This window comes from Amycolatopsis sp. WAC 04169 (genome assembly GCF_003947535.1).
GTDB lineage: Bacteria > Actinomycetota > Actinomycetes > Mycobacteriales > Pseudonocardiaceae > Amycolatopsis > Amycolatopsis keratiniphila.
The window spans coordinates 158,511-182,136 of sequence record NZ_QHJI01000009.1 but is presented as its reverse complement, the minus strand read 5'-3'; the positions used below and the strand labels follow the sequence as shown (position 1 = coordinate 182,136).

Below are 23,626 nucleotides of genomic sequence, written 5' to 3'. Positions count from 1 at the left end.
GCGGATTGTCTGCGATGCCCGGCTGAGAAGATGCTGTGAATCCCGCCGCACCGGGAGGAGATCCGCGCATCCGGGACGTTGTACGGATCAAGAGAGGTGAGAAGGAATGACACAGGCATTCACGCAGCAGACCACGTTCACCGAGCCCCAGGGGCGGGCTCAGCTCCCGACGCTGCCCAGCGGGTGGCCGATCGGCTCCTACGAGTCGTACTCCGAAGCGCAGCGTGCCGTCGACCACCTCGCGGGAACGGACTTCCCGATCACGGACGTGACCATCGTCGGTGTCGAGCCGATCCTGGTGGAGCGCATCGCCGGGCGCATGGGCTGGAGCAAGGTGCTGACCAGCTCCGCGCTGTCCGGCGCGATGTTCGGTGTGTTCCTCGGGCTCGTGCTGAGCCTGCTGAACCCGGGCGCCGGGCTGGTGCCGATCATCGTCGGCCTGGTCGGCGGTATCGGGTTCAACCTGCTGTTCGGCGCGCTGGGGTACGCGTCGTCGAAGAACAAGCGAGGGTTCATCTCGCAGAGCCAGCTGGTCGCCCGGCGTTACGACGTCCTGGCCCAGCCGCGCAACGCCGAGAAGGGCCGCGCCCTGCTGGCCGACCTGGCCGCCAGGAGCGCGTTCCACCACTGAGCCTCACCCCATGCGAGCCGGCACCTCTTCGCGAGGTGCCGGCTCGCGGCTTTCACGGGGTCAGCCGGTGCAGGTCGCGGGGGAAGAGCGTCGCCTGACGGACGTTGGGCAGCCCGAGCAACCGCGCCGTCCAGCGTTCGAGCCCGAGCGCGAACCCGCCGTGCGGCGGCATCCCGTGCGCGAAGACCGCCAGGTAGTCCCGATACGGCTCGGCGGATTCCCCGCGTGCGGCCAGCGCGGCGAGGTAGTCCGCGTGCCGGTGCAGCCGCTGCCCGCCGGTCACCAGTTCCAGCCCGCGGAAGAGCAGGTCGAAACTGTGGGAGTACCCGGGCCGCGCCGGGTCCGGATGCGTGTAGAACGGCCGCTTCGCCATCGGATACCCGGTGACGAACAGGAATTCCGACCCGTGTTCGCGCAGCGCCCACTCCGAAAGCAGCCGCTCGTGCGCGGGCGCGAGGTCGGGCTCACCACGCGGGTCTTCGCCCGACAACCGCGCGACCAGTTCCTGCGCCTCCGCGAAATGGATCGCCGGAATCTCCTCGGGCACCTCGATGCCCGCCTCCGGAACCGCGGCGGCCATTCCCGCGATCGCCTCCCGCAGCACCGCCATCACGTCGCGATGGTCGCCGACGAAGCCGAGTTCGGCGTCGAGGCTCGTGTACTGCGCGAGATGCCGCGCCGTGTCGTGCGGTTCGGCGCGGAAGACCGGGCCGACCTCGTAGACCCGCTCGAAGACCCCCACCAGCGCCTGTTTGTAGAACTGCGGGGACTGCGCCAGAAAGGCCCGCTTGCCGAAGTAGTCGATGCCGAAGACGTTCGCACCGGACTCCGTGGCCGAAGAGACGATCTTGGGCGTGTGGATTTCGGTGAATCCGAGCCCGTCCAACGCCGACCGGAACCCGGCGACGCTCGCCGCCGCGATCGTGAAGACCTCTTTCAGCCGCGGATGCCGCAGCGCGACGGCGGCGTTGTCCAGCACCGTGGGCAGCGCGGCGGCCACCGACGGACGGTAGAGCTCGAACGGCGGCGGCTGGGCGGGTTCGGAAAGCAGGCCGACGGACGGTTCGGTCAGTTCCAGCCCGCCCGGCGCCTGAGGGTTCGCGGTGACGAGACCTTCGACTTCGACGACGGTCTCCTCCGGCGGGCCACCGGGTTCGGCCAGAACCACCTGGGCGAGCCCGGAGCGGTCTCGGATCACCAGGAAGGTGACGGTTTTCAGTCGGCGCCGGCGATGCACCCAGCCGGCGATACGGACACGGCCGCCGACGTGCCGGGGCAGGTCGGCGGCGAGGACACGCGAGATCATCACAACTCCAGTACGGATGTGCGCGACCCCTTGGGAGTGCGGGCGAGAAGGGAACTCGCGGTACCACCGCACTTTCGCCGCCGCCGAAACGGCGGCCTCGAAGGCCCGTGACGAGGGCCGGACGGCGGGGCATGGGGCGCGGGCGCCGTTCCTCCCCGCACTCGGGAGGGTCTTCACCGAAAGACGCGAGGCCGCTTTCCCAGCTACCGGCGGCTCTCTGGCTCGCGTGCCCTCTCGGCTACTCGTCTCCGTCAGCGCGTTGCCCCGGAGGTTACGTCCCCTTCGGTACTTGCCGCATCCGCATTTCGTCCTCTGAATGCGGTCGTTGGCAACGCGAACCACCGCATTCAGAGGACGAAACGCGGGTGGAGGCGGCCCCCGGCGTCCGCCTCCACCCGGGCCACCTAGCGCGTCGGCTGGGTGGAGTTCGACGGCGGCGCGGGGGAAGAAGGCGGCGCCTGGGCGGTCGTGGAAGGCGGCGCCGGGGTGATCTTCGGGATCGCGGCGCTGAACGGCACCTCGGTCCTCTCCTGGCAATAAGCGCGGGAACCGTTGTAGCCGTTGAGGTTTCCGTCGTAGTCCTGGACCCCCCGTTCGAGCCGCGGCCGCGGATAGCGGTTGTCGTCGCCGACCTTCCGCTTCTCGCCCGTGCTCCGCTCGCAGGCGTACCGGGTCGTGTTGAGCGGACGGCCCTCCTCGTCGTAGAGGTAGATCTCGGTCAGCGGCTTGCCCTCCGCGTCGAACGCGTAGATGTTCTCGACGTCCTGGCTGCCGTACATCAACTGCGGGTTGCCGTAGTTGTCGTTGTAGCCACCGTTGTAGCTCGACGGGTAGGAACCACCGCCGTAGGACCGTTTCGCGATCAGATCGACCGCCGCGCCCGCCCCGCCGAGCATGCTGCCGATGACGAACGCCGAGATCGGCACGGCCAGCCACAGCAGCCGCCGGTCGGTCTTCAGCTTCGGCCCCGCCCAGACCACCGCGACGGCGGCCAGCAGCATCAGCGGCAGCAACAGCACGGCCTCGGTGTCGCGCAGCACGAGCAGCAGGCCGAAGATCACCAGCACCGCCGCGCACAGCACCCACCACGCCGGCTTCAGCGTGCGGAAGTAGTTGACTCCCTTGCTGTTCCGGTTGTTCTGGAACGACGTCGCGATCTCGCGGAGCTTGACCACCTCGGGCAGTTCCGCGATCGGCGCGACTCCCTTCCGCACCACGTAGGCGACGCTGATCGCGAGCACGGGAGCGACGAAAAGCAGGCCCAGCAACGGTTCCACCCGCACCCACACCGCGGCCGCGAAGCCGAACAGCGCGAAGCCGCCGACGGAGAACACCAAGCCCCAGAACGCGAACCGCGCTCCGCCGATCCCGGTCTTCACCTTCAGCACGGTGGTCTTGCCGTCCGCGTCGGGCGGACGCGGCGGATAGCCGCCGGACGCCCGCAATTCGGCGGCGTAGCCTTCCGGGCTCCCCAGACGTTCGATCAAGGCGTCGACCTTGGGGTTCTCCCCCAGTTCCGCCTCCATCTCGGCGAGATGCGGCCGGACGTCTTCGAGGATCTCCTCGACTTCGCTCTCGGGCAGGTCGGCGAGCGCGCTCCTGACCCTCGCCAGATACACCCGCACGGCGGTCGGATTCTGCGTGCTCATGCTGCCTCTCCCAACAGGCTGTTCATTGTCGTGGCGAAAGTCCGCCAGGTCTGCCCCGACTCTTCGAGGCGCTGACGACCCGGCTCGTTGAGGCTGTAGTACTTGCGGTGCGGGCCTTCCTCGCTCGGCACCACATAGGACGTCAGCAGGCCTGCCTTGTACAGCCGCCGAAGCGTCCCGTACACCGAAGCGTCGCCCACCTCCTGCAACCCCGCGACGCGGAGTCTTCGGAGCACGTCGTAGCCGTAGCCGTCCTCTCCGCGAAGCACCGCGAGAACGGCGAGGTCCAGCACGCCTTTAAGTAGCTGACTGATCTCCACAGTCGCGTCCCTCCCAGTCTTACGCAAGAGAAGGTACCACGCATTGCACAGTAGTGCGCACGGCGGAAGCCACTTGCGTCCGACAGGTGGTTCATGGGTTACTTAGTCCAGTAATGAACCACCGCACCCGAGAAGGTGCTCGAAGACTGGGGACGGAGGTGTCGTGCTCGACGAAGGAACACCCCTGTTCGTGCAGATCGCCGAACAGATCGCCGACGACATCGCCGAGGGAAGCCTGGCCGAGGGGGAACGCGTGCCGTCAACCAACGAACTCGCCGCCTTCTACCGGATCAATCCGGCGACGGCGGCCAAGGGGATCAACGTGCTCGCCGACGACGGCCTGCTCGAAAAACGGCGGGGTATCGGCATGTTCGTGGCCGCCGGCGCGCGGCAGAAGCTGCTCACCGACCGGCGGCAGCGGTTCGCCGAGCAGTACCTCGACCCGATGCTCATCGAAGCGAAGCGCCTCGGCATCGACGACGAAACCCTGATCTCGCTCATCCGCGGGAACGGACACCGGAACGGAGGACCCGCCGCATGACGCCGACCATTTCGACCACCGGCCTGACCCGGCGCTACGGCGACCACCTGGCGCTCGGCGATGTCTCGGTCGACATCGAAGAAGGCAAGATCACCGGCCTGCTCGGCCGCAACGGCGCGGGCAAGAGCACCTTCCTGCGCATCGTCACCGCACAGGAGTTCGCCAGCACCGGCTCGGTCCGCGTGTTCGGGGAGACCCCGGTCGAGAACGAGCGGGTGCTGCGGCGCCTGGTGCTCGTCCGCGAAGACCAGCAGTTCCCGGATTTCAAGGTGCAGCACGCGCTTTCGGCGGCGTCGTGGTTCTACCCGAACTGGGACGCGGAACTGGCTGAAAACCTGCTCCGCGATTTCGATCTGCCGACGAAACGCCCGATCAAGAAGCTCTCGCGAGGGATGCGTTCGGCGCTGTCGATCACGATCGGACTTGCTGCCAGGGCGGAGCTCACGCTGCTCGACGAGCCGTACGCCGGCCTCGACGCCGTCGCGCGCCAGCTGTTCTACGACCGGTTGCTCGACGACTATTCGGCCCATCCCCGCACGATCCTGCTCTCCACGCACCTGATCGACGAGGTCGCCGATCTGCTGGAGCACGTGGTGATGATCGACAAGGGCCGCGTCGTCCTCGACGCGCCCGCCGACGAACTGCGCGGCACGGCCGTCACGGTTTCCGGCCCCGCCCTCGCGGTGGACGACTTCGTCACCGGCCGCCGGGTGCTGCACCGCCGCAAGATCGGGTCGCGCGCTTCGGTCACCGTCGCCGACGCGCTCGCCCCCGCCGACAAGGCGAAGGCCAAGGCCCTGCACCTGAAGCTGGAGCCGCTTTCCTTGCAGCAGTTGATGGTGCACACCTCCAACGGACAGACCGCAGAGGAGGCGTCCGCATGAAAACCCTGGTCAACGTCGCGCGCTACCACCTGGTGGACCGGCTCCAGTACGTCGTCCTCCCGGTCGGCGTCACGTTCTTCGCCTTCGGGGTGAATCTCGCGATCTTCTCGCTGATCCCCGAAACACCCGAGGAGAACTACTCCGGCGGCCTGTCCACGCTGTTCGTGTTCATGCTCGTCTGCGGGGCCTTGAGCATGACGAAATCGCTCCCTTTCGGGCTCGCGCTCGGCGTGTCGAGGCGGTCCTACTACCTCGGCACGATCCTGCTGGTCGCCGGGCTCTCCGCGCTGTACGCGGTGGGGATCACCGTGTTCCAGGTGATCGAAGACGGGACCGGGGGCTGGGGGCTCGGCCTCAACTATTTCCGCGTTCCCTGGCTGCTCAACGGTCCCTGGTACCTGACCCTGCTCACCTCGTTCGTGTTCCTGTTGCTGATGTTCGTCTACGGCATGTGGTACGGCCTGATCTACCGGCGCGCCGCGGTGGTGGGTGTCGTCCTGTTCAGCGCGGCGCAGGTCCTGGTGCTGCTGGGCGCGGTGCTGGTGCTCAGCTGGACCGATTCCTGGCCGAAGCTCGGGGAGTTCTTCAGCACGTTGACCGTCGGCGGGATGACCGGGGTGCTCGCGTTGCTGGTCTGCCTCGCCGGGGCGGGTGGGTTCGCCACGATGCGCCGCGTCACCGTCTGAAAATCCTTCCACACCAAGGAGTTCCGTGATGGCCGTGGCTCATGTGGTGTTGTCGGTGCTGCTGATCGCGATCTTCGCCGTACTGGGGGTGGCGAAGGTCCTGCGTCAGCCGGCATTGGTCTCCCGGACCGAGAGGCTCGGCTTCTCGGTCCGGGGGATCCAGGGGATCGGCGCGCTGGAGATCACCGGGGCGGCGGGCCTGGCGGCCGGATTCTTCTGGCCGCCGCTGGGGGTCGCCGCGGCGATCGGGCTGACGGCGTTGCTGATCGGGGCGGCGATCTCCCACGCGCGAGCGGGCGACGGGATCAAGGACATCGCCCCGCCGGTCTGGCTCGCGCTGGTCTCGGCGGCGGCCGCCGTCACCGCGATCGTCTAGCCGTAACTCGCGTGATTGGAGGCGGAACTCACGTGATTGAGGGCGTAACTCGTGTATGACGCCTTCAATCACGCGAGTTACGGCTTCGATCACGTGAGATCGGGTTCGCGGGCCCGGTCGCGAACCCGCCCGACCACCGCGGACCGTCGCCAGGCGCGGGTGACCTCCACCAGCCACGCCGCTTCGGTGGCGATGTCGGGCTCGTCGAGGTAGGTCGCCGGAACGTCGTCGGGGGCGTACCGGCGGCCAGCCTCGGAGGCGGCGAGCGCGGCGGCCAAGGTCGCGGCCTCGACCGTCGCGGCCACGCGGGCTTCGGGGATCTTCGCCTTGCGTGCTTCGGCTTCCGCGACGGGCGGGAGGTCCGGATCGAAGTAGGGCCGCAGCGCGAGATGGCCGTCCCTGATCTCGATCACCCTGCGGTACAAGGCGAATTCGACACCGCCCGGCATACCGGGGCCCGGGTCCAGCGCGATTCCCGGGACGGCTTCGCGCAGTGCGGCCCACAACGGTTCGATCCGCCGGTACGTCCGGTACATGCCGATCAGCCGGAACGGGGCGGCCAGCGCGGGCCCCCACACGCTGAGCGTCGCGCCCGCCCCGGCGAGCCCGACGCTCAGCGCCGCCAGGATCGCCGAGAGCGTGTCCTCGCCGGCGTCGACCGCGCCGGTGGTGGCGAGGATGTAGATGTCGTCGACGTCCCAGAAAGTCCAGCCCAGCGCGGAAACCCCGCCGCCGACGAGCAGCCACAGCCCCGTGCGAAGCGGCCCGGGATCGGCGTGCAGCGCGAAGCGGGCGAAGACGATCGAGAACGTCAGCAGGCTGATCAGACCGTAGACGAGGAAAAGAACGTTGTACGCGACGAACCAGCCGAGCCCGCCCGGTCCGGCGGCGGTGTGCTCGCCGACGCGGTAGCTGCCGGAGAGGAAGAAGAGCGCGATCTCGGCGGCCACCACGGTCCAGGACAGCACCGCGTGCCAGCCGATCCGCTTGCCCTCCCCCAGTTTCAGCGAATGCGCGAACGCGACCGCGAAGGCCATCGCGCCGATCTTGAGCAGATCGGCCGCGAGGTTCAGGAGACTGCCGACGGGTTCTTCGACGCCGACGGCGTTCTCCATGGCCGGGGTGAGCAGCATGATGCCGCCCGCGATGCACATCCCGAAGGCGCTGAGGAACCACATCCGCCGCCGGGGCTGGGTGTGCCGGGCCTGGATCAGCTTGTAGCCGAAACCCGCGAACGCCACCACGCAACAGAAGTACGCGATGGTCTCGATCACGGCAGACGCCTTTTCCGGCTGCCGAAGAGGTTGTCGACCCTGGCCATCCCGCCCGCGAGATCGCTCGCGCTCTCGTCGAGCCGGGCCGTGCCACGCACCGACGTCCGCGCGACGCGTTGCGCGAGGAGGCTGGCGAGCAGTTCGGCCTCCTGCTCCTCGACGGCGCTGTAACTCGTGCGGCCGAGCACACGGCGGATGAGTTCGGGTGCGAGATTCGGCATGAGGGCCTGGCCGGCGGCCGCGTCGAGCGCGACCCCGTCGGCCCCCGCGGCCGCACCGACGTGACCGCACAGGAGGTGGCCGACCTCGTGCAGCAGGATATGCCGCCGGTGCAGGGCGGTGGTGTTGGTCGGATAGAGGATGTAGTCCGCGCGTTCGGTGCTCATCAGCAGCCCGCAGGGGCCGCTGGAGGGGACGCTGACCTGCATCAATTCGATCGGGCGGCCGCGCTCTGCCGCCAGCTCCGCGACGAAGGACTCCGCGTCGAAGGGTTCGGGAAGCGCCACGCCGTCGGCGAGATTCCGGCAGCGGCGCCACAACTCCTTACGGCGGCGATCCACTCACGACTCCTTCTTCTGGCCGCCCCGTCCGGATTCCCTGCGGGCGATCGCGTCGATCATGTCGCTGATGGTGTCGAGTCCGTCGGGGGAAAGCGTTACGGCCCGGAGCGCGACGTCGCGGACGCCCGCGTCGCGAAGGGCGCCGAGGAGCGCGAGTTCCTCGGCGATCTTGGCGCTCTGCTCGTCGTCGAAGAAGTACGCGGGCGAGACGCCGAAGAACTGGGCGAGCGCCTCGAGGTGGCGTTTCGTCGGGTTGTCGCGGCGGCCGGTGCGCAGCTGCCACAGGTACGTCGTCGAAAAGCTCTCGCCGGTGGCCTCACGGCACGCCTTGGCCACCTCTTCGTGGCTGTACGGCTCGCGATCGGGTCTCAGCACGATCTGGAACAGCTTGTCGATCTTCTCGGCGAGCGTCGTCTTACCGGGCTCGGTCGCGGCCACCATCCCACTCCCTACCTCTCGTGCCCGTTCATGCTAGTTGACGCGGCCCCCGCCCCGTACACGACAGTTTTCACCTCGTGCGCGGCTTCGGCTGGCAACGCGGGCAGGAGAACGACGAACGGTTCATGAAGGGGTCGCGCCGGATCGCCGTCCCGCACCGGCCACAGGGCAGTCCTTCCTGGCCGTAGGCGTCGAGCGAGCGGTCGAAGTATCCGGATTCGCCGTTGATGTTGACGTAAAGCGCGTCGAACGAGGTCCCGCCGACGACCAGCGCCTCCGCCATCACCTCGCTGGCGTGGGTGAGCACGGTGCGGCCGTGGGCCGTGGTGAGCCTGTCGGTCGGGCGGGCCCAGTGGAGCTTGGACCGCCAGAGCGCCTCGTCGGCGTAGATGTTGCCGATCCCGGAGACGAGCGTCTGGTCGAGCAGCGCGCGTTTGAGCTCGGTCCGCCTCGACCGCAGCGCGCGGACGGCCTGGTCGAGGTCGAACCGCGGGTCCATCGGGTCGCGGGCGATATGCGCGATGGTGCCCGGCAACGCCGTCCCGTCGACCTCGGTGAGTTCCGCGAGCGCGAGCCCGCCGAAGGTCCTCTGATCGACGAAGCGCAGCTCCGGCCCTTTGTCGGCGAAGCGGAATCGCACGCGAAGGTGCTTCTCGTCGGGCGCGTCCCCGGGCTGGACGAGCATCTGACCGCTCATGCCGAGGTGCGCGAGCATGGCCTGGCCGTCGGAGAGCTCCAGCCACAGGTACTTGCCGCGGCGCCGGGCCGCGGTGATCTTCACGCCGGAGAGCCGTCCGCTGAAATCCTCGGCGCCGAGTTCGTGACGGCGGATCGCGCGGGCGTGGAGGACTTCGACCTCGGTGATCGTCCGGCCCGAGACATGCGCCTCGAGCCCGGCACGGACCACCTCGACCTCGGGGAGTTCGGGCATGCCGTCGATTCTCCCACCGGCGGACCGGTGCGGACGGTCAGGGAGCGAGCGGCCCGACATCCGCCTTCGTCAAGGCTTTCCGAGCCCCTCCCGGCAGCAGTTCGTCGGCTCCGACGTCGTACTTCCCGGACCGCTTCTGCAAGTCGAAATCGGTGCCGGCGTACGGGTAGGAGCCGACACCGGCGTCGACCGCCGGGCTCCCCGGGGACAGCCGGTACAACCCGTCCTGCACCAGCTTGGGGTCGACGGCCTTGTAGCCGCCCGAAGGCATTCCCGCGGGCCCGCCCCAGGCGATGTTCCCCTCGTACTTCACGTCCGAACCGCCCGGCATGCTCACGAGTTTCCCGGTCCCCTGCAGGATGTTGTTCGCGAGCACGCAGTCCTTGGGCTTGAAGTCGCCGCCGTCGCCGTGGATGCCGTCGGTGGTCCCGACGACGGTGTTGTACGCGACCACGACCCGGTCGGGCCGGTCGTGGAGTTTGCTGTCCGGCCCGCTGTCCGCCTCGTTGCCCGAGCCGAAGACGATCCCGCGGTTCGCCGTGGTGTGCACGTAGTTGTTGACGATCTTGTGGTCGTTTCCGTGGAACCGGATCCCGGACCGGCCCAGCAGGATGTTCCCCTCCACCACGCTGCGATCCCCATGGCGCAGCACGATGAAGCCGCGGCTGTCGCGGATCGTGTTGTACCGGACGACGTTGTCCGACGACTTCACGGAGATCGCCTCGGAATCCCCGTCGGCCTTCTCGAACAGGTTGTACTCGACGACCCCGCCCGCCGAATACTTCTGGTGGTGGCTCAGCCCGAACCGGATCGATTCTCCACCGTTCGAACCGGTGAACTTGTGGTTGGAGAAGTAGTTGTGGTGCACCTTGACCCGTTTCGCCATGTCCTTGGCCGGGCCGAGCACCTGCAGGAAGACGCCCTGGGTGGTGCGGTTCTGCATGACGTTGTGGTCGAACTCGGTGTCGTCACCGTTGAGCGTGACCCAGTTGCCGCCGCCGGAGAGCTGGACGTCGAGCCGCGTCAGCCGGTTGTGCGTGCTGCCCACCGGCACGCTCATCGAGCCACCGTGCCGGAGTTTGAACCCGCGCAGCACGACGTGCGAAGCACCCGAAGAGAACGAGAAACCCGCGGAACCCTTGATCTCGGCCTTGCCGACGTGTTCCGCGGTGATGGTGATCGGCGCGTTCGCCGTTCCCGACCGTTTGATCGCGATGGCCGAGCCCGCGGAATAGCTCCCGTCGGCCAGCCGGATCTCGTCGCCGGGGCCGGCTTTGTCGATCGCCGCCTGCAACGCGCTCAACGACGTCACCCGGACGACTTGGGCGGCCGAAGCCGTGGCAGGACCGGTCACGAGCGCCAGGATCGCGGCTGTGACCAGGCAGAAATGACGCATCCGCCGACCTCTCGACAGGCGACCTGAACGGTCGCGTCAGTGGCGGCGGACTGCGATGAGGTTACTGATTCACCGGCTCGTGCGTCAACGAACCGTCCCGGTGAAGGGGACTCAGGTCGTCTTCGGCGGCTGCTCGATGTCGAGCTCGGCCGAAAGCTGACGCCAGGCCGTCTCGGCGGCCTTCTGCTCGGCTTCCTTCTTGGTCGTTCCCGAGCCGTAGCCGAGTTCACGCCCGCCGACGAGGACGGTGGCGCTGAACTCCTTGCGGTGATCCGGCCCGGTGTCCTCGACCTTGTACTCGGGCACGCCGAGCCCGGCCGACGCCGTCAGCTCCTGGAGACTGGTCTTCCAGTCCAGGCCGGCGCCACGCAGCGGCGCCTCGGCGAGCAGGCCGTCGAACAGGTGGTGCACGAGCTTGCGCGCGACGTCGATGCCGTGCTGCTGGTACGCGGCGCCGATGACGGCTTCGAGCCCGTCGGCGAGGATGCTCGCCTTGTCCCGGCCGCCGGTGAGCTCTTCGCCCTTGCCCAGCAACAGGTGCCTGCCCAGCCCGCCCTCGCCGAGGCCGCGCGCGACCCTGGCCAGCGCGTGCATGTTGACCACGCTGGCACGGAGCTTCGCGAGCTGACCTTCGGCCAGTTCGGGATGGGTGTTGTAGAGGTGGTCGGTGACGACCAGGCCCAGCACCGCGTCCCCGAGGAACTCCAGACGCTCGTTCGGCGGCAACCCACCGTTCTCATAGGCATAAGAACGGTGGGTCAACGACAGCGTCAGCAGCTCGGGCTCGATCGTGATCCCGAGTGCTTCGAGCAGTGGTGCTGGGTCCGCGGGTGGTCCACCGGCCGACTTGCCCCCCATGTCGTCAGCTGCCGATCAGGCGGGCTCGACGACCTGGCGACCGTTGTGCTGGCCGCAGGCCGGGCACGCGATGTGCTGGAGCTTCGGCTGCTTGCAGGCGCGGTTGGAGCAGGGCACCAGCTGAACCGGAGCCGCCTTCCACTGGCTGCGGCGCGCGCGGGTGTTGGATCGCGACATCTTCCGCTTCGGGACGGCCACGAGTAGATCTCCTTCAGACGGTCTGCCCGCGGTCGCGAGCGAACTTGCTTCTCCGGAACGAGCTGGTGCTCGTCAGGCTTGCTTTCCGGGGCCATCGGCCTGGTCATCGCCCGTTTCGTCCTCGAAACGATCGACCAGCGCGGCCCACCGAGGGTCTATCTTCTCATGCCCGTGACCGGGCTCGAGATCGGCCCACTTGACACCGCATTCGGTGCACAGTCCCCGGCAGTCCTCGGTGCACAGCGGGGCCAGCGGCAACGCCAGCACCACCGCGTCGCGGACCGTCGGCTCGAGATCGATCCGGTCGTCCACCAGGCGGGGGATCTCGTCCTCGTCGGTGGTCTCCTCGGTCGCGGAGCCGGGGTAGGCGAAGAGCTCGGTCAGGTCGACCTCGACGTCCTCGGTGATCGGGTCGAGGCACCGCGAGCAGTGCCCCGTCGCGACGGCGGACGCCGTACCGCTGACGAGCACACCCTCGACGACGGATTCGAGCAGCAGGTCGAGCTCCAGGCTGGAGCCGGCGTCGATGGTGATGACGTCGGGCACTCCGAGCGCGGTCTCGACGGGGATCGAGCGTTGGACGGCCTTGCTCAGGCCGGCGTGACGGCCGAGCTCGCGGGTGTCGAGCACCCACGGGTTCCGGTCGTCCAGCTGCGCAGGCTTGGCCTGCGGCGACTTGTTCTCAGACATCGGTCACCAGGGTACGCAGGTACCGCCACTCACTTTCGGGCGGCCGGAGCTCGTGAGGTCCGTGAAGGCCCCCTTGAGGGAATCGCCTTTGTTCACCCACCAGTCTTCGACGGATGAGTGCCCCCACTGTGGCATTGGGGACACTGAGCGTCTCCGATGCCACATTGGGCGCACCGGATGGAGCCGCGACTCTGGGCAGACTGGTAGTAGGTAAGTCCGTGAAGGCCCCCTTGAGGGATCCAGGGTCCCTCGAAGTTCCCCTCACCCATCGCGAAGCATCCAAAGCCGCCGACCAGCGAGCCGCTACTGCAGTAGCCCGTCCGTGAAGGCCTCCTTACCTACCCTGAAGGTAGTGAAGGAGGCCTTCACTACCTTCAGGAGCGCTGCCTGTGCGCCATAACCACCAGTAGTCACAGCGGCCGCGCGTGAAGGCCCCCTTCATTGCGTCTAGCGCAATGAAGGGGGCCTTCACGTACTTGAGGGGCCCAGGCGATCAGCTCTGGTAGTCGTACAGCGAGGTCCGGCTGTTGCCCGGCAGGTTGACCGGCGACCGCAGGTGGTTGCGCCCGGAGTCGACCGTCCGCAGCGTGGTCGCCAGCAGCTCGGAGAACTCGGCCAGCTTCCCGTCGACGTAGGCGTCGCAATCGCCGCGCTGCTTGTCGGCCTCGACGTGCGCCTCGTCGACGATGCGCGCCGCCTCGCCGTGCGCGGCCTGGACGACCTCGGTCTGGGCGACGAGCCGGGCCTGCTCCGCGCGGCCGTCCTCGATGGCGCGCTCGTAGGCGTCGCGACCGGCCTGGATCATCCGTTCCGACTCGGCACGCGAGCGGTCGGTGAGGTTCTGGAACTCGGCCTGCCCGGCGGCGACCATGCGCTCCGCCTCGGCGTGCGCGTCGCTCATCATCTGCTCGGCGCGGGCGCGGGCGTCGGCGAGGATGCGCTCGGCCTCGGCCTGCGCGTCGGCGACCGTGCGGTCGGCCTCGGTGTTCGCCGTGGAGATCGTCTCCGCCGCCTCCGTCCGGGCGGTCTGGATCAGCTGATCACGCTTGTCCAGGACGTCCTGCGCGTCGTCGACCTCGCCCGGCAGGGCGTCACGGATGTCGTCGAGCAGTTCCAGGGTGTCCCCGCGCGGGACGACACAACTGGAGGTCATCGGCACGCCGCGGGCTTCCTCCACGATGGTGACGAGCTCGTCGAGCGCCTCGAAAACCCGGTACACGGCCACTCCCTACCTACAGCGATCCCCACATTCCCTGAGTTCAGTTTGCCCTCATCACCGCCGTAAGGGGTGAAAGCGCGCGGTACCGGGCGTGTCCCCGCCGGTACCGCGCGCCATGATCACCTCGGAGCGAACGCCGGATCCAGGACCAACGCGAGCAGTTGCTGGTCGGTCAAGGACGGGGCACCGCGGTCGCCGTCGTCCAGTGTGCCGAGATCGGCGATGTTGACCGAGCCACCGCCGCTGGGCGGGAAGGCGATCGCGCCGCGGGTGACGACCCTCCCGGTCGTGAAACCTTGACCGAGGATGACGTCGCCGTCCGATTCCGCCGACTTCGGCGCGGTTTCGGAGATCACCACGAAGTTCCCGTCCGGCTGGGGAAGTTCCACGCACCGCGTCGGCTTGCGATCCGACCCGATCGCGTCGGCCCGCTTCGCCGGGTCACACCGGTTTTCGCGCGGATATCCGTCCTTCGTGCTCACCGGACCGGCGATCGTGAGGTTGACGCCCCGCGGCCTCCCTTCGGCATCGGTGTACCTGACTTCCGAGGTCTTCAGGTCCCCGAACCCCACGAAGTCCCGCACTTGGATGTCCTTCGCGCCGGCGAGCACCTTCGGCATCACGTCCTTCAGGTGCTGGAGCGGGTCCTTCGGTGCGGCTTGCGACGCCGCCGGCGCCAGCGGCGCGGGGCCGCCCCCGGGCGCCACGAACACCACCGCCGCCGCGATCACCGCCAGTGTCGCGACCCCTGTGGCCACGACTCCTCGCCGGTTCCGAGCCTTCTTCGCCGCCTTCCCGGCGACCTCGTCCGGGTCGAAACCGAGCGGGGGCTCGGCCAAGGTGATCCCGCGCAGCCTGTCTTCGAGTTCGTCCATCACACGCTCCTCCCGGAGGCAGCCTCGTCGTGCTGTCTCTGCAGGGCCGCGCGGAGGACGTCGAGTCCTCGCGCGGCCTGGCTCCTGACCGTCCCTTCCGAACAGCGCAGCGCGACGGCCACCTCCGCGACCGGGAGATCGGCGCAGTAGCGCAGCACGACGGCGGCGCGCTGTTTCGGGGGAACTTCGGCGAGGGCGCGAAGCAGCGATTCCGAGATGTCTGCCTCAGCGGGAGCGGCGGGCTCTTCGGGGACGACGCCGTCGCGGTTTTCCCTGCTCCGCCAAGGTCGTCGCCGCTCGTCGAGCCAGCAGCGCATCAGGATCTGCCTCGTGTAGTTGTCGACGGGCCCTTTCCGGCGGACCTTCGGCCAGACCCGGTAGAGCTTGATGAGCGCGGTTTGGACCAGATCCTCCGCGAGATGCCAGTCGCCGCAGAGCAGGTACGCCGTCCGCCTGAGCGGTAGCGCCTTGTCCCTGGCGAACTCCCTGAAGCTCGCATCGTCCCCAGACCGCATCGTGCCTCCTCGTCCGTGTTCCGGTGTATCTCACGGACGGGGAGGCACGAAATGTTGCACGGGCGGATCAGCCGGCGAGGTTCACCAGCTTGAAGGTGACGTAGCGGTCCGGCGTGTAGACGATCTCGCCGCCCTTGCCGGAGATCACGCGGTCGTTCGTGCCCACCGGGAACAGCTGGTAGTAGCCGGCGGCGCACGACGGCAGCACCCCTTCGCGGTTCTGGTAGACCGTGCCGGTCGCGCCACCGCGCGCGGAGTCCACCACGGACTTGGCCGCGGACGAAAGCGTCGAGTAGCCGATCTTCGTCAGCTTCGAGGTGTCACCGCAGGACGGCGCCGGGGTGCCGTCGACGTCGATCACGGAGAAGGTCCTGTAGTGGTCGGCGGTGTAGAAGAACTCCCCGCCGTTCCCGGTGACGATGCGCCGCGCGCCGCGGTCCGGCGAGCCGGGCGTCGGGACCGTGTACTCGTGGTAATAGGCCGAAGCGCACTTCGGGAGGATGTTCTCCCGGTTCGAGAAGACCGTGCCGTCCTTGTCCGGGTACGGGAACGGCCCGCCCTTCTTGATGAGGTCGTAGGTCGTCGTCGCCTCGGCGGGCAGCGACGACAACGACACGTGCTTGAACCCGGTGAGATCCCCGCACGGGTTCTGCTGGACCGAGACGGGGGCGGCCGTGGCCTGCGCGGCACTCAGTCCGCCGAAGAAGGTGACAAGCAGAACGAGCAGCGCGGCGGCGATCCGCGATCGTTTGTTGGTCATTTTCGGACCGTAACCCGATCGTGTATTCACCAGAAGGCGTCGAGATGAACTCTTCATCGCCGCTCACCAGCGCCCGACCAACGGCTTCGGCCGTTCGGGTCAACCTCGTTCGGAGTACTTCTCCGAGAGGCGTTTGAACACTATCGGCGGCACGAGGTGCTCGATGTCGCCACCGAGCGCGGTGACCTCCTTGACCAGCGAGCTCGACACGAACCCGTACGCCGGGTTGTTCGCCATCAGCAGGGTTTCGAGCCCGGTCAGCTCACGGTTCATCTGCGCCATCTGGAGCTCGTAGTCGAAGTCGCTGACCGACCGCAGGCCCTTCGCGACCGCGATGATGTCGTTCTCGCGGCAGTAGTCGACGAGGAGTCCCTGCCAGGAATCGACGCGCACGTTCGGCAGCTTCGCGGTGATCTCGCGCAGCATGTCCATCCGCTCCTCGGTGGTGAACAGGCCCTTCTTGCTCTTGTTCACCCCCACCGCGACGACGACCTCGTCGAACAGCTTGGCCGCCCGCTCGATGATGTCGAGATGTCCATTGGTGGCCGGGTCGTAGGACCCGGGACAGACCGCACGCCGCATGCGCGGACGCTACCAAGGCGAGGAACGTCCTGCGCGTTCTGCGCGTCCTGCGTCACACCTGATATTCGGCCCAGTAGAGCGCCGTGTCGCCGTAGCGCTTCGTCCGCATCGGCTCGAAGCCCGCCGGCCAGTCCGGCTCGCCGTCCCGCGCGGCCCGCTCGATGACCACCAGCGCCCCGTCCGTGATCCACCGGTTCGCCGCGAGCGCGGCCATGACCTCCCCCAGGCGGGTGGAATCCACAGCGTAGGGCGGGTCGGCGAGGACGATGTCGAACGTTTCCGGCGCCGGAGCGGCCACGACGGACTCGACCGCGCCCGCCCGGACCGCGCCGCCGAGCCCCAGCGCGGCGACGTTCCCCTTGAGCACTTCGGCCGCGCGCCGGTCCGACTCGACGAACAGCGCCCCCGACGCGCCGCGGGACAACGCCTCCAGCCCGAGCGCGCCCGAACCGGCGTAAAGGTCGAGGACCTGGGCCCCCTGCAGCTCGCCGGCGACCTCCAGCGCGTTGAACAGCGCCTCGCGCACACGTTCCGAGGTCGGCCTCGTGCCTTTCGGCGGGACCTTCAGCCGCCTGCCGCCCGCGGTCCCCGCCACGATCCTGGTCATTGGAGCATCGTGCCTCAACGCCTTCCGCCGTGACGTTGGCCGGGACTTGGTGAAGCCTCCGCCCAGCTCGCGTAGAGTCGTCCTTCGCCCTCGGAGGCGATAGAAGCGTTTAGGAGCGTTGCGTGTCCGAACCTCGGGTCAGACGGGCCGAGATCGCCATCGAGCAAGCCCATGTGGACACCGTCTACACCCGGCTCGCCGAGCTGCGAGCCCAGGCTGAGGCCATGCGTACCAAGGGCTACGAGATCGGCCATGGCGCCGGGCGGGAAGCCATTTTCGAGCAGGCGTCCATGCTGTTCGAACGGGACATGATGGTGTACCACGCCAATCAGACCCTCCAGACCCTCGACGCGGAGTACGAGGGCCTGGTCTTCGGCAGGCTCGACCACCTCGACAACGACCACATCTACGTCGGCCGTCTCGGCATCCGCGACGCCGAGTTCGACAACCTCGTCACCGACTGGCGCGCGCCCGCGGCCGCGGCGTTCTACCAGGCGACGGCCGAGGAGCCGATGGACGTCGTCCGGCGCCGGGTGATCCGGTGCTCCGGCCAGAACGTGCTCGACGTCGACGACGACGTCCTCATCGCCGACGCGGTCCCCGAGGGGATGCAGATCGTCGGCGAAGGCGCGCTGATGGCCGCGCTCGGCCGGTCGCGCGGCGAGAAGATGCGGGACATCGTCGCCACCATCCAGAAAGAACAGGACGAGGTCATCCGGGCGCCGTGGCGCGGTGTCACCGAGATCACCGGCGGCCCCGGCACCGGCAAGACCGCGGTCGCGCTGCACCGTGCGGCGTACCTGCTCTACCGCCACCGCCGCCAGCTGGGCGGCGCGGGTGTGCTGGTGATCGGCCCGTCCGGGGTGTTCACCAGCTACATCTCGCGGGTGCTGCCGTCGATGGGTGAGACGAACGTCGAACTGCGCGCGCTCGGCGAGGTCCTCGACGGCCTCGAAGCCACCCGGCAGGACCCGGCTCCGCTGGCGGCGATCAAGGGTTCGCTGCGGATGCGGAAGATCCTGCTGCGCGCCCTGCGGGACACGCCGGAAGACGCGCCCGAGGACATGAAGATCGTCTACCGCGGCGAGGTGCTGCGGCTCAACGCGCGCGAGCTCGACAAGGTGCGCCGCAAGGTGCACACCGCGGGCGGACCGCCGAACCGGTCGCGGATCCGCGCCGCGGAGCTGCTGCTCGACGCGCTCGCCGCGAAGGCCGAGCAGCACGCGAAGGACGACGGCCGTCAGATCGACAAGGCCGAGCTGATCACCGAGCTCGGCGAGCGCATCGAGTTCCACCGGTTCCTGGTGGTCTGGTGGCCGATCCTGTACCCGGCGCAGATCCTGCGGTGGCTCGGCACCGAGAAGCGGCTCGCCTCCGCGGCGAAGGGCCTGCTCAACCGCAACGAGATCAGCATGCTCGCGGCCGACTTCGCCGACCGCTCGCGCGGCTGGACCATCGCGGACGTCGCGCTCCTCGACGAGCTTCGCGTCCTCATCGGCACGCCGCCCAAGAGCCGCCGGGCCCGCCAGAACGTCGAGGTCAACCCGGAGCGCGGTGGCGCCCCGACCCGGCCCGAGCACTACGACGAGTACTCGCACGTGGTCGTCGACGAGTCGCAGGACCTCTCGCCGATGCAGTGGCGGATGGTCGGGCGGCGCGGCAAGTACGCGAGCTGGACCGTGGTCGGCGACCCGGTGCAGAGCTCGTGGCCGGATCCCGCCGAGGCCGCGATGGCACGGGACCAGGCGTTCGGGCTCAAGACGACCCGGCGCCGGTTCACCCTGCGCACCAACTACCGGAACTCGGCGGAGATCTTCGACCTGGCCGCCAAGGTCGTCGCGGGGCACGCCGAGGCCGACGAGCTTCCGCGCGCGGTGCGGCAGACCGGCGTCACCCCGGAGGTCCGGCCCGTCGAGGCGTCCGGGCTGGAGGCGGCGACGCAGGCCGCGGTGAAGGAACTGATGGGCGCCGTCGAAGGCACCGTCGGCGTGATCACCGCCATGGACCGGGTGCCCGAGGTCGAGGGCTGGCTCGCCGAACTCTCGGACGAGCGGCTCAAGGTCGTCGGCAGCCTCGATTCCAAGGGCCTCGAGTACGACGCCGTCGTCCTGGTGGAGCCGAACGACCTCATCACGGAGTCGACCACCGGCCGCCGGGTGCTGTACGTCGCGCTGACCCGCGCGACCCAGCAGCTGACCGTCCTGGCGTCCAACCCCGACTGGATCCCGTCGGCCTGATCACCTCACGCGTTTCGTCCTCTGAATGCGGTGCTGCGTGTGCAACTACCGCATCCAGAGGACGAAACGCGGGCGAAAAAAGCTGAAGGGCTCCTTCAGGACACTGGTGAATGCCCTGAAGGAGCCCTTCAGACCCCCGGTGAGTGAACGATGTGGGGACGCATCGCACGTCCAGGGGTATTTCTAGCGCCTCTTCGTTGTTCGGTGTCACGGCGATCCCACCGAACAACAACGCCGAACAACGAATCGGCCGTGGTCACGGGCACGGAGGCCGGTAATCGAGCCCGGGCAGGTGTTGTTCCCACTCGTCCGCCGTGATCCGCGGGTACACCGTCGCGCAGATGCGTTCGGCCGCCCGCTCGGGGCTGGTCTCCCACAACCGCACGCTGCCGTCCGCGACCGAGCCCGCGAGCGTGTGCCCATCGGGGGCGAACGCCACGGCGTTGACCCGGTCGACGTCGTCGATCAGGTTCGCCGATTCGCGGACCGATCCCGGATCGGAGACATCCCATAGTCGCACGGAGCGGTCGTAGCTGCCGGTCGAGAAGGTTTTCCCGTCGCCGCTGAAGGCCACCGAGATGACGTTGTCGGTGTGCCCGGTCAGCAGCGCGGCCTCCCGTGGCGCCGCCGGATCCGTCACGTCCCACAACCGGGCCGTGCGGTCGGCGCTTCCGGTGGCGACGAGTCTCCCGCCCGGGCTGTAGGCCACGGAGAACACCGTGTCGGAGTGTCCCTTCAGTACCGAAAGCTGCTTCGGCGCCTTCGCGATCGAGACGTCCCACAGCCGGGCGGTGTGGTCCCAGCCGCCGGTGAGCAGGGTGCGGCCGTCCGGGCTGAACGTGAGCGAGTGGACGTCGTCCTCGTGTCCGGTGAGGGTCGCGAGTTCGACGGGGCGCCGGATGTCGGCGACGTCCCACAGCTTCACCGTGTGCCCGGAACCCGCGGTCGCGAGAGTCCGGCCGTCCGGGCTGAACGCGACGGGGTCGATCTCGTCCGCCGGGCGGTAGAAGACGCCGGCGTCGACCGGTTTCCGCGGATCGGTGACGTCGATCAGCCGCATCGTGTGGTCCCAGGAGCCGGCGGCGAGCGACCTGCCGTCCGGGCTGAACGCGAGACCGCAGACACCCTGGCCGAACCCGCCGACCTTGCCCACCTCCCGCGGGTTCCGTGTGTCGGACACGTCGACCAGGCGCACCACGCCGTCCTGGCTGCCGGTGGCCAGCAGTTTCCCGTCGGCGCTGAACACCGCCCGGCAGGCCGGCTTCGCCGGGCCGCTGATCGCGGGCCCCGGCAGATCCCACATCCGCGCCGTCTGATCGTCGCTCGCGGTCACCAGCGTGCGGCTGTCCGGCGTGAACACCGCCCAGACCACGGCCGCGGTGTGCCCGACGAGCGCCGGTTTCTGGCGAGGCTTCGCCGGATCGGTGATGTCCCACAGCCGCGCGGCCCGATCGAAACCGGTCGTGGCCAGGGTCGTCCCGTCGGGGCTGAACGCCACGGACCGCACGATGGCCTTGTGCGAGTCGATGGTCGCCAATGGTGACGGCGCCATGAGGTTGGCGACGTTCCACAGGCGCGTGGTCTGGTCGATGCTCGCGGTGGCGAGCGTCCGGCCGTCCGGGCTGAACGCCGCGGAATGGACACCGGCGGTGTGTCCCTCCACGACTCTGAGGGGTTTGGCCGTGGCCGGGTCGGCCACGTCCCAGAGCCGCACGGTCTTGTCGGCGCCGGTCGAGACGAGCGTCCGCCCGTCGGGGGCGTAGGCGAGCCCGTTGACGTTGCCGGTGTGCCCGGTCAGCGTGGCCGCCAGCACCGGTTTCGCGAGGTCGCGGACGTCGAACAGGCGCACCGTGCCCTCGCCGTCCGAGGTGGCGAGCACCGCGGCCTTCGGACTGAACGCCACCGCGTTGACCCGCCCCAGGTGCTCCCCGACCAGCACTCCCGGCCCGGGTTTCGCCGGGTCGGCGACGTTCCACAACCGCGCGGTCTTGTCCCAGCCCGCCGTCGCGACCGCGCCGCCGTCGGCGCTGAAGGACACCGAGTTGACGTTGCCGGTGTGCCCGGTCAGCGTGGCCAGCTCGTGCGGGCGGTGAGGATCCTTGACGTCCCACAGCTTGGCCGTCTGGTCCCAGCTGCCGGTCACCATCACCTGACCGTCGCCGCGCAGGGCCGCCGCGTTGACACGGTTGCCGTGTCCCCGGACGCGGGTCGAGTACGGCGATTCGAACATCGCGAGCACACTGCCCCGGGTGTCGACGCTCGGATCGACGCGGTACGCCGCCAGCGCGAGCTGCGCGGCCAGCGCCGGGTTCGTCGTCCGCATCGCGACGGCCTGCCCGGCGACCTTCTGCGCGAGCGCGCTGTTGCGCTGGGCGGTCGCGGTCTGCTCGGCCCGGACGGCGTACACCATCGCCGCCGTCGCCAGCACCAGCAGGACGGCCAGGAGCGCGACCAGCTGGCGCAGCCGCCGGGTGCGGCGCCGTGCGACGGCCTGCTCCTGGTTCTCGATCGCCTCGCTCGCTTCGAGGAAGCGGCGTTCGCGCTGGGACAGCGCGCTCTCGTGTTCCGCCGCCCACTCCCGGGCGATGGACAGCCTGGCGCCGCGGTAGAGCCAGCCGTCGTCGCGGCCGACCGATTCCCACGCGTCGGTCGCTTCGGTGAGCTGGCGGTGCACACGCAGGCCCTCGCGATCCTCGGCGAGCCATTCGCGCAGGCGCGGCCAGCCCCGGATCAGCGCCTCGTGCGCGATCTCGATGCCGTTGTCGTCGAGGGTGACCAGCCGCGAAGACGCCAGCCTGTCCAGCACGACGGCGACGTCCGGATCGTCGGCGTCCACCTCGTCGCGGGTGATACGGCGCTTCGTGTCCTCGGTGCCCTCGCCGAGCGCGGTCATCCGCAGGAAGATCTGGTTCGCCAGCCGCTGCTGGTGTTCGCTCAGCGCGGTGAAGGTGTGCTCGGAGGTCTGCGCGACCGACCGTTCGATCCCGCCGGTGGACTCGTAGCCGGTGAGGGTGAGGGTGTTGCCGTGGCGGCGGCGCCAGGTCTCCAGCAGCGCGTGCGACAGCAGCGGCAGCACGCCGGGCTGCCCGGTCGCGTCGACGACCAGCCGCGAGACCAGCGCGTTCTCGACGCGGTACCCGGCGTCGATCGCCGGCCGCGAGATGGCCTGCCGCAGCTCCTCGGTGCTCATCGGGCCGACGAGGATCTGCGCGTCCTGCATGGCCTCGACCAGCTCGGGATGCCGCGCGCAGTGCGTGTAGAAGTCGGTGCGGATGCCGAGGACGACCCTCGTCCGGCTCTCCGGCTCGGTCGTCGCGGTGACCAGCGCCGACAGGAAGGCGGCCCGCTCGCCGGCGTCCTGGCACAGCGTGAAGACCTCTTCGAACTGGTCGACGACCAGCACGACGTCGCCCTCGCGGTCGGCGACCAGCTGGCGGGCGGCCAAGCCGAGGTTGCGCGGATGTTCGGTGAGTTCGGCCAGCAGCCCGCCCGCGGCGAGCCCGAGCGCGGCGCCGAACTGGACGGCGCATTCCTGCAGCGGACGGGACCCAGGGGTCATCAGCATGGTGACGGAGGACTCGGCGAGCGCGGGCAGCAGACCCGCCCGGAGCAACGACGACTTACCCGAACCGGAAGCCCCCAGAACCGCCAAGAATCGTTGATCCGAAAGCCTCGTGACGAGTTTTCCGACAAGTCGTTCGCGACCGAAGAATCGGCTCGCGTCGTCCGGCCCGAATGCGGTCAGGCCGATATAAGGTGGCGATTCCCCATTCGGCGCGGCAACCGGTGAATCACGGACTCCGCCGCGCGTGCGCTCGGTCACGTCGTGCCATCGGGCCTCCCACTCCTCCTCGGGCCCGTCGCACGCCCGGACGTAGGCCAACGTCACCGCCAAGCTGGGCATCTTCTTCCCGCCGGCGGCTTCGGAGAGGGTTCCCGCGGAGTAGTGGGCACGCCTGCCCAGCTCCCGGTACGTCGGATTCCCGGCCTTCTCCCGCAGACGCCGGAGATCGGCGGCGAACCCCAGCAACGGATCGTCCCCGGGGTCCAAAGGTCTCTCCGGACGCGGCACTCTCAATCCTTTCTTTTCAGT

At 69.0% G+C, this 23,626-nt stretch carries 24 protein-coding genes; 6 read left to right on the top strand and 18 right to left on the bottom strand.

Annotated elements, in window-relative coordinates:
* Positions 1 to 106 precede the first annotated feature (106 nt).
* Positions 107 to 631, top strand: coding sequence for a general stress protein (locus DMC61_RS26060; RefSeq protein ID WP_125692017.1), 525 nt, complete (start codon positions 107 to 109; stop codon positions 629 to 631).
* Positions 632 to 683: 52 nt separating this feature from the next.
* Here the strand turns inward: DMC61_RS26060 and aspS are convergent, their stop codons facing one another.
* The 3 genes from aspS to DMC61_RS26045 all read right to left on the bottom strand — a co-directional run bounded on the left by aspS (position 684) and on the right by DMC61_RS26045 (position 3,906).
* A complete protein-coding gene (aspS, locus tag DMC61_RS26055; protein ID WP_199750109.1) occupies positions 684 to 1,937 on the bottom strand; it encodes an aspartate--tRNA(Asn) ligase in 1,254 nt (417 codons plus the stop codon).
* Between the two features lie 404 nt (positions 1,938 to 2,341).
* Positions 2,342 to 3,586 carry a DUF1700 domain-containing protein gene (locus DMC61_RS26050; protein ID WP_125692013.1) on the bottom strand — a complete coding sequence of 415 codons (1,245 nt, stop codon included), beginning with the start codon at positions 3,584 to 3,586 and terminating at the stop codon, positions 2,342 to 2,344.
* Positions 3,583 to 3,906: a PadR family transcriptional regulator gene (locus DMC61_RS26045; protein ID WP_005160429.1), complete on the bottom strand. Its 324-nt coding sequence runs from the start codon at positions 3,904 to 3,906 to the stop codon at positions 3,583 to 3,585. The genes DMC61_RS26050 and DMC61_RS26045 overlap by 4 nt, the downstream gene beginning before the upstream one ends.
* Positions 3,907 to 4,069: 163 nt before the next feature.
* Between DMC61_RS26045 and DMC61_RS26040 the strand changes: the two genes are divergently transcribed.
* The 4 genes from DMC61_RS26040 to DMC61_RS26025 are packed head-to-tail and all read left to right on the top strand — an operon-like array spanning position 4,070 to position 6,393.
* Positions 4,070 to 4,447 carry a GntR family transcriptional regulator gene (locus DMC61_RS26040; protein ID WP_016336380.1) on the top strand — a complete coding sequence of 126 codons (378 nt, stop codon included), beginning with the start codon at positions 4,070 to 4,072 and terminating at the stop codon, positions 4,445 to 4,447.
* Entirely contained in the window at positions 4,444 to 5,331 is an 888-nt protein-coding gene (locus tag DMC61_RS26035) for an ABC transporter ATP-binding protein (RefSeq protein ID WP_125692011.1), read from the top strand. Before DMC61_RS26040 ends, DMC61_RS26035 begins: the two co-directional genes overlap by 4 nt.
* The gene (locus DMC61_RS26030) at positions 5,328 to 6,017 is read left to right on the top strand and encodes an ABC transporter permease (protein ID WP_125692009.1); all 690 of its coding nucleotides are present in this window, start codon (positions 5,328 to 5,330) and stop codon (positions 6,015 to 6,017) included. Before DMC61_RS26035 ends, DMC61_RS26030 begins: the two co-directional genes overlap by 4 nt.
* A gap of 28 nt (positions 6,018 to 6,045) precedes the next feature.
* Entirely contained in the window at positions 6,046 to 6,393 is a 348-nt protein-coding gene (locus DMC61_RS26025) for a DoxX family protein (RefSeq protein WP_125692007.1), read from the top strand.
* Between the two features lie 89 nt (positions 6,394 to 6,482).
* Here DMC61_RS26025 and DMC61_RS26020 read toward each other — a convergent pair whose 3' ends face one another.
* The 14 genes from DMC61_RS26020 to rsmD form a co-directional block, all read right to left on the bottom strand.
* Positions 6,483 to 7,667 carry an MAB_1171c family putative transporter gene (locus tag DMC61_RS26020; protein ID WP_125692006.1) on the bottom strand — a complete coding sequence of 395 codons (1,185 nt, stop codon included), beginning with the start codon at positions 7,665 to 7,667 and terminating at the stop codon, positions 6,483 to 6,485.
* Positions 7,664 to 8,227, bottom strand: a complete 564-nt coding sequence (locus tag DMC61_RS26015; protein ID WP_125692004.1) for a hypothetical protein — start codon at positions 8,225 to 8,227, stop codon at positions 7,664 to 7,666. The genes DMC61_RS26020 and DMC61_RS26015 overlap by 4 nt, the downstream gene beginning before the upstream one ends.
* Positions 8,228 to 8,668: a helix-turn-helix domain-containing protein gene (locus tag DMC61_RS26010; protein WP_016336386.1), complete on the bottom strand. Its 441-nt coding sequence runs from the start codon at positions 8,666 to 8,668 to the stop codon at positions 8,228 to 8,230.
* Positions 8,669 to 8,735: 67 nt separating this feature from the next.
* The gene (mutM, locus tag DMC61_RS26005; RefSeq protein ID WP_125692002.1) at positions 8,736 to 9,596 is read right to left on the bottom strand and encodes a bifunctional DNA-formamidopyrimidine glycosylase/DNA-(apurinic or apyrimidinic site) lyase; all 861 of its coding nucleotides are present in this window, start codon (positions 9,594 to 9,596) and stop codon (positions 8,736 to 8,738) included.
* A 37-nt stretch (positions 9,597 to 9,633) separates the two neighbouring features.
* Positions 9,634 to 10,992: a polysaccharide lyase 6 family protein gene (locus DMC61_RS26000; protein WP_125692001.1), complete on the bottom strand. Its 1,359-nt coding sequence runs from the start codon at positions 10,990 to 10,992 to the stop codon at positions 9,634 to 9,636.
* A 111-nt stretch (positions 10,993 to 11,103) separates the two neighbouring features.
* Entirely contained in the window at positions 11,104 to 11,850 is a 747-nt protein-coding gene (gene rnc, locus DMC61_RS25995; protein ID WP_172843579.1) for a ribonuclease III, read from the bottom strand.
* A 15-nt stretch (positions 11,851 to 11,865) separates the two neighbouring features.
* Positions 11,866 to 12,048 (bottom strand): 50S ribosomal protein L32, encoded by a 183-nt coding sequence (rpmF, locus tag DMC61_RS25990; protein ID WP_005160412.1) that lies wholly within the window; start codon positions 12,046 to 12,048, stop codon positions 11,866 to 11,868.
* Between the two features lie 72 nt (positions 12,049 to 12,120).
* Entirely contained in the window at positions 12,121 to 12,738 is a 618-nt protein-coding gene (locus tag DMC61_RS25985; protein WP_016336390.1) for a DUF177 domain-containing protein, read from the bottom strand.
* Positions 12,739 to 13,231: 493 nt separating this feature from the next.
* Positions 13,232 to 13,957, bottom strand: a complete 726-nt coding sequence (locus tag DMC61_RS25980; protein ID WP_043849099.1) for a DivIVA domain-containing protein — start codon at positions 13,955 to 13,957, stop codon at positions 13,232 to 13,234.
* A gap of 119 nt (positions 13,958 to 14,076) precedes the next feature.
* A complete protein-coding gene (locus DMC61_RS25975; RefSeq protein WP_125691999.1) occupies positions 14,077 to 14,832 on the bottom strand; it encodes a hypothetical protein in 756 nt (251 codons plus the stop codon).
* Positions 14,832 to 15,347 carry an RNA polymerase sigma factor gene (locus DMC61_RS25970; RefSeq protein ID WP_125691997.1) on the bottom strand — a complete coding sequence of 172 codons (516 nt, stop codon included), beginning with the start codon at positions 15,345 to 15,347 and terminating at the stop codon, positions 14,832 to 14,834. The genes DMC61_RS25975 and DMC61_RS25970 overlap by 1 nt, the downstream gene beginning before the upstream one ends.
* Before the next feature lie 67 nt (positions 15,348 to 15,414).
* Positions 15,415 to 16,107, bottom strand: a complete 693-nt coding sequence (locus tag DMC61_RS25965) for a ribonuclease domain-containing protein (RefSeq protein ID WP_125691994.1) — start codon at positions 16,105 to 16,107, stop codon at positions 15,415 to 15,417.
* A 99-nt stretch (positions 16,108 to 16,206) separates the two neighbouring features.
* Complete coding sequence (gene coaD / locus DMC61_RS25960) at positions 16,207 to 16,689, bottom strand: pantetheine-phosphate adenylyltransferase (protein WP_016336395.1); 483 nt, start codon at positions 16,687 to 16,689, stop codon at positions 16,207 to 16,209.
* Between the two features lie 52 nt (positions 16,690 to 16,741).
* Complete coding sequence (gene rsmD / locus DMC61_RS25955) at positions 16,742 to 17,296, bottom strand: 16S rRNA (guanine(966)-N(2))-methyltransferase RsmD (RefSeq protein ID WP_199750108.1); 555 nt, start codon at positions 17,294 to 17,296, stop codon at positions 16,742 to 16,744.
* A 122-nt stretch (positions 17,297 to 17,418) separates the two neighbouring features.
* Here rsmD and DMC61_RS25950 point away from each other — a divergent pair, with 122 nt between their 5' ends.
* Entirely contained in the window at positions 17,419 to 19,533 is a 2,115-nt protein-coding gene (locus DMC61_RS25950) for an AAA family ATPase (RefSeq protein WP_072030635.1), read from the top strand.
* Between the two features lie 256 nt (positions 19,534 to 19,789).
* On the opposite strand, the gene DMC61_RS25945 is transcribed toward DMC61_RS25950, so the two are convergent.
* Positions 19,790 to 23,584 (bottom strand): hypothetical protein, encoded by a 3,795-nt coding sequence (locus DMC61_RS25945; protein ID WP_199750121.1) that lies wholly within the window; start codon positions 23,582 to 23,584, stop codon positions 19,790 to 19,792.
* Between the last annotated feature and the right edge of the window lie 42 nt (positions 23,585 to 23,626).

Bases quoted from the DNA above. Each gene is read 5' to 3' on its own strand.
- DMC61_RS26060 (WP_125692017.1), top strand. From the start codon at position 107: ATGACACAGGCATTCACGCAGCAGACCACGTTCACCGAGCCCCAGGGG.
- aspS (WP_199750109.1), bottom strand. From the start codon at position 1,937: ATGATCTCGCGTGTCCTCGCCGCCGACCTGCCCCGGCACGTCGGCGGC.
- DMC61_RS26050 (WP_125692013.1), bottom strand. From the start codon at position 3,586: ATGAGCACGCAGAATCCGACCGCCGTGCGGGTGTATCTGGCGAGGGTC.
- DMC61_RS26035 (WP_125692011.1), top strand. From the start codon at position 4,444: ATGACGCCGACCATTTCGACCACCGGCCTGACCCGGCGCTACGGCGAC.
- DMC61_RS26030 (WP_125692009.1), top strand. From the start codon at position 5,328: ATGAAAACCCTGGTCAACGTCGCGCGCTACCACCTGGTGGACCGGCTC.
- DMC61_RS26025 (WP_125692007.1), top strand. From the start codon at position 6,046: ATGGCCGTGGCTCATGTGGTGTTGTCGGTGCTGCTGATCGCGATCTTC.
- DMC61_RS26010 (WP_016336386.1), bottom strand. From the start codon at position 8,668: ATGGTGGCCGCGACCGAGCCCGGTAAGACGACGCTCGCCGAGAAGATC.
- mutM (WP_125692002.1), bottom strand. From the start codon at position 9,596: ATGCCCGAACTCCCCGAGGTCGAGGTGGTCCGTGCCGGGCTCGAGGCG.
- DMC61_RS26000 (WP_125692001.1), bottom strand. From the start codon at position 10,992: ATGCGTCATTTCTGCCTGGTCACAGCCGCGATCCTGGCGCTCGTGACC.
- rnc (WP_172843579.1), bottom strand. From the start codon at position 11,850: ATGGGGGGCAAGTCGGCCGGTGGACCACCCGCGGACCCAGCACCACTG.
- DMC61_RS25985 (WP_016336390.1), bottom strand. From the start codon at position 12,738: ATGTCTGAGAACAAGTCGCCGCAGGCCAAGCCTGCGCAGCTGGACGAC.
- DMC61_RS25975 (WP_125691999.1), bottom strand. From the start codon at position 14,832: ATGGACGAACTCGAAGACAGGCTGCGCGGGATCACCTTGGCCGAGCCC.
- DMC61_RS25970 (WP_125691997.1), bottom strand. From the start codon at position 15,347: ATGCGGTCTGGGGACGATGCGAGCTTCAGGGAGTTCGCCAGGGACAAG.
- DMC61_RS25965 (WP_125691994.1), bottom strand. From the start codon at position 16,107: ATGACCAACAAACGATCGCGGATCGCCGCCGCGCTGCTCGTTCTGCTT.
- coaD (WP_016336395.1), bottom strand. From the start codon at position 16,689: ATGCGGCGTGCGGTCTGTCCCGGGTCCTACGACCCGGCCACCAATGGA.
- rsmD (WP_199750108.1), bottom strand. From the start codon at position 17,296: ATGACCAGGATCGTGGCGGGGACCGCGGGCGGCAGGCGGCTGAAGGTC.